At 48.2% G+C, this 4,371-nt stretch carries 5 protein-coding genes; all 5 read left to right on the top strand.

Annotated features, from left to right (window positions below):
* Positions 1-410: 410 nt before the first annotated feature.
* A complete protein-coding gene (locus FTU82_RS15700; RefSeq protein WP_015060916.1) occupies positions 411-1,076 on the top strand; it encodes a tyrosine-type recombinase/integrase in 666 nt (221 codons plus the stop codon).
* 189 nt (positions 1,077-1,265) lie between these two features.
* Positions 1,266-2,432: a tetracycline-inactivating monooxygenase Tet(X) gene (gene tet(X) / locus FTU82_RS15695; RefSeq protein ID WP_160243712.1), complete on the top strand. Its 1,167-nt coding sequence runs from the start codon at positions 1,266-1,268 to the stop codon at positions 2,430-2,432.
* A gap of 148 nt (positions 2,433-2,580) precedes the next feature.
* On the top strand, positions 2,581-3,318 hold the full coding sequence (locus FTU82_RS15690) for a recombinase family protein (RefSeq protein WP_001366550.1): 738 nt from the start codon (positions 2,581-2,583) through the stop codon (positions 3,316-3,318).
* Positions 3,315-3,539 (top strand): hypothetical protein, encoded by a 225-nt coding sequence (locus FTU82_RS15685; RefSeq protein ID WP_000743213.1) that lies wholly within the window; start codon positions 3,315-3,317, stop codon positions 3,537-3,539. Before FTU82_RS15690 ends, FTU82_RS15685 begins: the two co-directional genes overlap by 4 nt.
* A 210-nt stretch (positions 3,540-3,749) precedes the next feature.
* Positions 3,750-4,371 (top strand): transposase zinc-binding domain-containing protein (locus FTU82_RS15680; protein ID WP_180101632.1); only part of this gene is annotated, 622 nt, incomplete at its 3' end.

Here is a 4,371-nt window from a genome sequence, read left to right as displayed (position 1 = left end):
GAAGACCCTATAGTGATCAAGCAGATCCTTGATCACCTGAAGCACAAAGCCGAAACCAGCGGGACCAGGGCGTTACCCGAAAGCCGGGCGCCACCGGCTGAGCTGCTCCTGGGTCTGTTTGACTGACGAGCCTGAAGGCCAACGATACCAATCAAAATGCTGCGTTCACAGCGCCGCGGCAGGGATCCGCCGTGCTGGTTGTCGGAAAAGGAGCCGCTAGTGGGAAAGAGGAGGGTAAATTTTCAGCGTTGCTGGCTCCCCGTCAGCCGGATTGGGTTGCATCGCAGGGGTGTCGAAAGAGTCAACTGCGGTCCAAAGCTGTTGGACTTGGGTGAAAAGGGCGTTTATTCTTCCTATACGTCGATCGATTGAATGAAGGACATATACAATCATTTCTCCGACATTTGGTTATGGAGCGAAAAGTTTCAATATCTTATCAAAACCAGGCAATCAATGCGATTAAGTTTTATTACGAACGTGTTTTGGGTGGACAACGGAAAACATATTTCATCGAAAGACCAAAAAAAGAAAAAACACTTCCTGTTGTGATGAGTGAAGAAGAAACCATTCGGGTACTACGCGCTATTGAAAACGTGAAACACAAGGCTATTCTGATGACTATTTATTCGGCAGGTTTGCGCATTTCTGAATGTATAAACCTGAAAATAAAAGACATTGACTCCAAGCGCATGCAAATTCGTATAGAACAGTCAAAAGGAAAAAGAGATCGTTATACCATTTTATCTGAGAAAACATTAATTATTTTAAGAACATACTTTATGGAATATAAACCAAAAGATTATTTATTTGAAGGTCAAAAAGGTGGCGCATACTCAAGCCGAAGTATTCAAAACATTTTTAAAGCAGCTGTTTTAAAAGCAAAGATTCAAAAGGAAGTTACTGTACATACCTTACGACATAGCTTTGCAACGCATTTGCTTGAGAATGGTACGAGTTTACGTTATATTCAATCGTTGTTAGGTCATTCAAGCAGTAAAACAACTGAGGTTTATACACATATTACCACCAAGGGAATGGAACAATTAAAAAGTCCGATGGATTTGTTAGATATATAGAAAGGATTTGTATATTTGAGCAAAACTTAACAAAAAGCACTATGAATATAAATCCTTTTGAGAGAGTAGAAACGAACGGTAAACGGTTGAAAACGGATTTGTCACTGATAATGAAAGGTTTAGCAAAATAAGATATAGTGGATATATACGCCATTTGGCGTATAGCCACTTGTTATGTGCCATTTTTGAATGACAATGCGAATAGATAGAGACAAACAAATGAATTTACTTAGTGATAAGAACGTTGCAATAATTGGTGGTGGACCCGTTGGACTGACTATGGCAAAATTATTACAGCAAAACGGCATAGACGTTTCAGTTTACGAAAGAGACAACGACCGAGAGGCAAGAATTTTTGGTGGAACCCTTGACCTACACAAAGGTTCAGGTCAGGAAGCAATGAAAAAAGCGGGATTGTTACAAACTTATTATGACTTAGCCTTACCAATGGGTGTAAATATTGCTGATGAAAAAGGCAATATTTTATCCACAAAAAATGTAAAGCCCGAAAATCGATTTGACAATCCTGAAATAAACAGAAATGACTTAAGGGCTATCTTGTTGAATAGTTTAGAAAACGACACGGTTATTTGGGATAGAAAACTTGTTATGCTTGAACCTGGTAAGAAGAAGTGGACACTAACTTTTGAGAATAAACCGAGTGAAACAGCAGATTTGGTTATTCTTGCCAATGGTGGAATGTCGAAAATAAGGAGCTTTGTTACCGACACGCAAGTTGAAGAAACCGGTACTTTCAACATCCAAGCTGATATTCTTCAACCGGAAATAAACTGTCCCGGATTTTTTCAGCTATGCAACGGCAACCGATTAATGGCGGGACATCAGGGCATTTTATTGTTTGCCAATCCCAATAATAATGGTGCATTGTATTTAGGAATTAGTTTTAAAACGCCCGATGAATGGAAAAATAAAATTCCCTTAGATTTTCAGGACAGAAACAGCGTTGCCGATTTTTTATTGAAAAGATTTTCCAAATGGAGTGAAGTTTACAAACAATTAATACGTTCGGTATCAACATTTCAATGCTTGCCCACAAGGAAATTTCCTTTGAACAATGATTGGAAAAGTAACCGTCCATTACCCATAACAATGATTGGCGATGCTGCTCATTTGATGTCGCCTTTTGCAGGACAGGGTGTAAATACGGGATTATTGGATGCTTTGATATTGTCTGAAAACCTTACAAACGGAGAATTTACAAGTATTGAAAATGCCATCGAAAACTACGAACAACAAATGTTTGTTTATGCAAAAGATACGCAGGACGAATCGACAGAAAACGAAACCGAAATGTTTAGTCCCAATTTTTCGTTTCAAAAATTATTGAATCTATAAACAGTAAGAAAAAACGGCTACTAACAAGCAGTTTTGCAATAGTGGGGCAGAAGTGCAAAATTGAACTTGTGTGCTTCTATCAACTTTTGTACATTAGCTGCCAGTTTAAGATGGGTGCATTTGAGTATGCCCAAAGGAGCCCGCAAGTATGCGCAGGACGAAGCCAGTAGCCGCGCCGATGGTGGCGCGGGTCTATCTGCGCGTCAGCACCGACGCGCAGGACTTGGAACGCCAAGAGGCGATCACTACGGCCGCGAAGGCCGCCGGCTACTACGTCGCCGGCATCTACCGTGAGAAGGCATCCGGCGCACGCGCCGACCGGCCTGAGCTGCTGCGCATGATCGGCGACCTACAGCCCGGCGAGGTGGTCATTGCCGAGAAGATCGACCGCATCAGCCGCCTACCTTTGCCCGAGGCCGAGCGCCTGGTGGCCTCGATACAGGCCAAAGGCGCACGCCTGGCCGTCCCTGGCGTGGTCGATCTATCCGACCTGGCGGCCGAGGCCCAGGGCGTCGCCAAGATCGTGCTGGAAGCCGTGCAGATCATGCTTTTTCGCCTGGCCTTGCAGATGGCCCGCGACGACTACGAGGACAGGCGCGAACGCCAGCGCCAAGGCATTGAGTTGGCCCGCCAGGCCGGGCGGTACAAGGGCCGCCGTGCTGATCCGAAGCGCCGCGCCCAAGTTGTCGCGCTGCGCAAGTCCGGCTACAGCATCAACAAGACCGCCGAGCTGGCCGGGTACAGTGCGGCCCAGGTGAAACGGATATGGGCCGAGGTCAGCCAGGCCGAAGCGAAGCAGCACGGCGCGTTCGTGGAGGACGCATTGACGGAAGCCGATGCCCTGGCCGCTGTCGGCCAGGATGAGCGCCAGGAGGAAAGGGCATGAAGAAGCCGAACCAAGACGACGAGCCGTTTTTCATCACCGAGGAGATTGCGGCCGAAATGATCGCCGGCGGCTATGAGTTCGAGCTGCCGCCCATTCCTTGCACCATCCGCCTACGCGACGTGCTGGAGCGCATGACCGATGCTGAGCTAGCATTGCAGCCGGGCGAGATCGCCGACCAGGAGCGTGAACGCTGCCGGCGCAAGCCGTGTTCAACCTCATGATCTGGTCATGGTATTTTTCATGGCACTGAGCCTGATAGTTCTTGCAAATTGTTGTCACTAAAGGGTTTTGTGTGCTTGTTTACAATCGAGTGGGAGTGACGGGCACTGGCTGGCAATGTCTAGCAACGGCAGGCATTTCGGCTGAGGGTAAAAGAACTTTCCGCTAAGCGATAGACTGTATGTAAACACAGTATTGCAAGGACGCGGAACATGCCTCATGTGGCGGCCAGGACGGCCAGCCGGGATCGGGATACTGGTCGTTACCAGAGCCACCGACCCGAGCAAACCCTTCTCTATCAGATCGTTGACGAGTATTACCCGGCATTCGCTGCGCTTATGGCAGAGCAGGGAAAGGAATTGCCGGGCTATGTGCAACGGGAATTTGAAGAATTTCTCCAATGCGGGCGGCTGGAGCATGGCTTTCTACGGGTTCGCTGCGAGTCTTGCCACGCCGAGCACCTGGTCGCTTTCAGCTGTAAGCGTCGCGGTTTCTGCCCGAGCTGTGGGGCGCGGCGGATGGCCGAAAGTGCCGCCTTGCTGGTTGATGAAGTACTGCCTGAACAACCCATGCGTCAGTGGGTGTTGAGCTTCCCGTTTCAGCTGCGTTTCCTGTTTGCCAGCCGGCCCGAGATCATGGGGTGGGTGCTGGGCATCGTTTACCGCGTCATTGCCACGCACCTGGTCAAGAAAGCGGGCCATACCCACCTGGCCTCGGATGCGGTGGATGACGACCCGATGACACCCCTGCTGGGGCACTCGATCACTTACCGTATCGCTGTCGGTTCACAGGCGGGGCGAAAGGTGTTCACTTTGCAAACTCTGCCGACCAGTG

The organism is Acinetobacter sp. YH12151 (genome assembly GCF_013418355.1).
GTDB classification, from domain to species: Bacteria; Pseudomonadota; Gammaproteobacteria; order Pseudomonadales; family Moraxellaceae; genus Acinetobacter; species Acinetobacter pseudolwoffii.
Note: the sequence above shows the minus strand (reverse complement) of the source record. Positions and strands in the feature narration are given on the sequence as shown.

Excerpts from the sequence above, each read along its gene's own strand:
- FTU82_RS15685 (WP_000743213.1), top strand. The coding sequence starts at position 3,315 with ATGAAGAAGCCGAACCAAGACGACGAGCCGTTTTTCATCACCGAGGAG.
- FTU82_RS15700 (WP_015060916.1), top strand. The coding sequence starts at position 411 with ATGGAGCGAAAAGTTTCAATATCTTATCAAAACCAGGCAATCAATGCG.
- FTU82_RS15690 (WP_001366550.1), top strand. The coding sequence starts at position 2,581 with ATGCGCAGGACGAAGCCAGTAGCCGCGCCGATGGTGGCGCGGGTCTAT.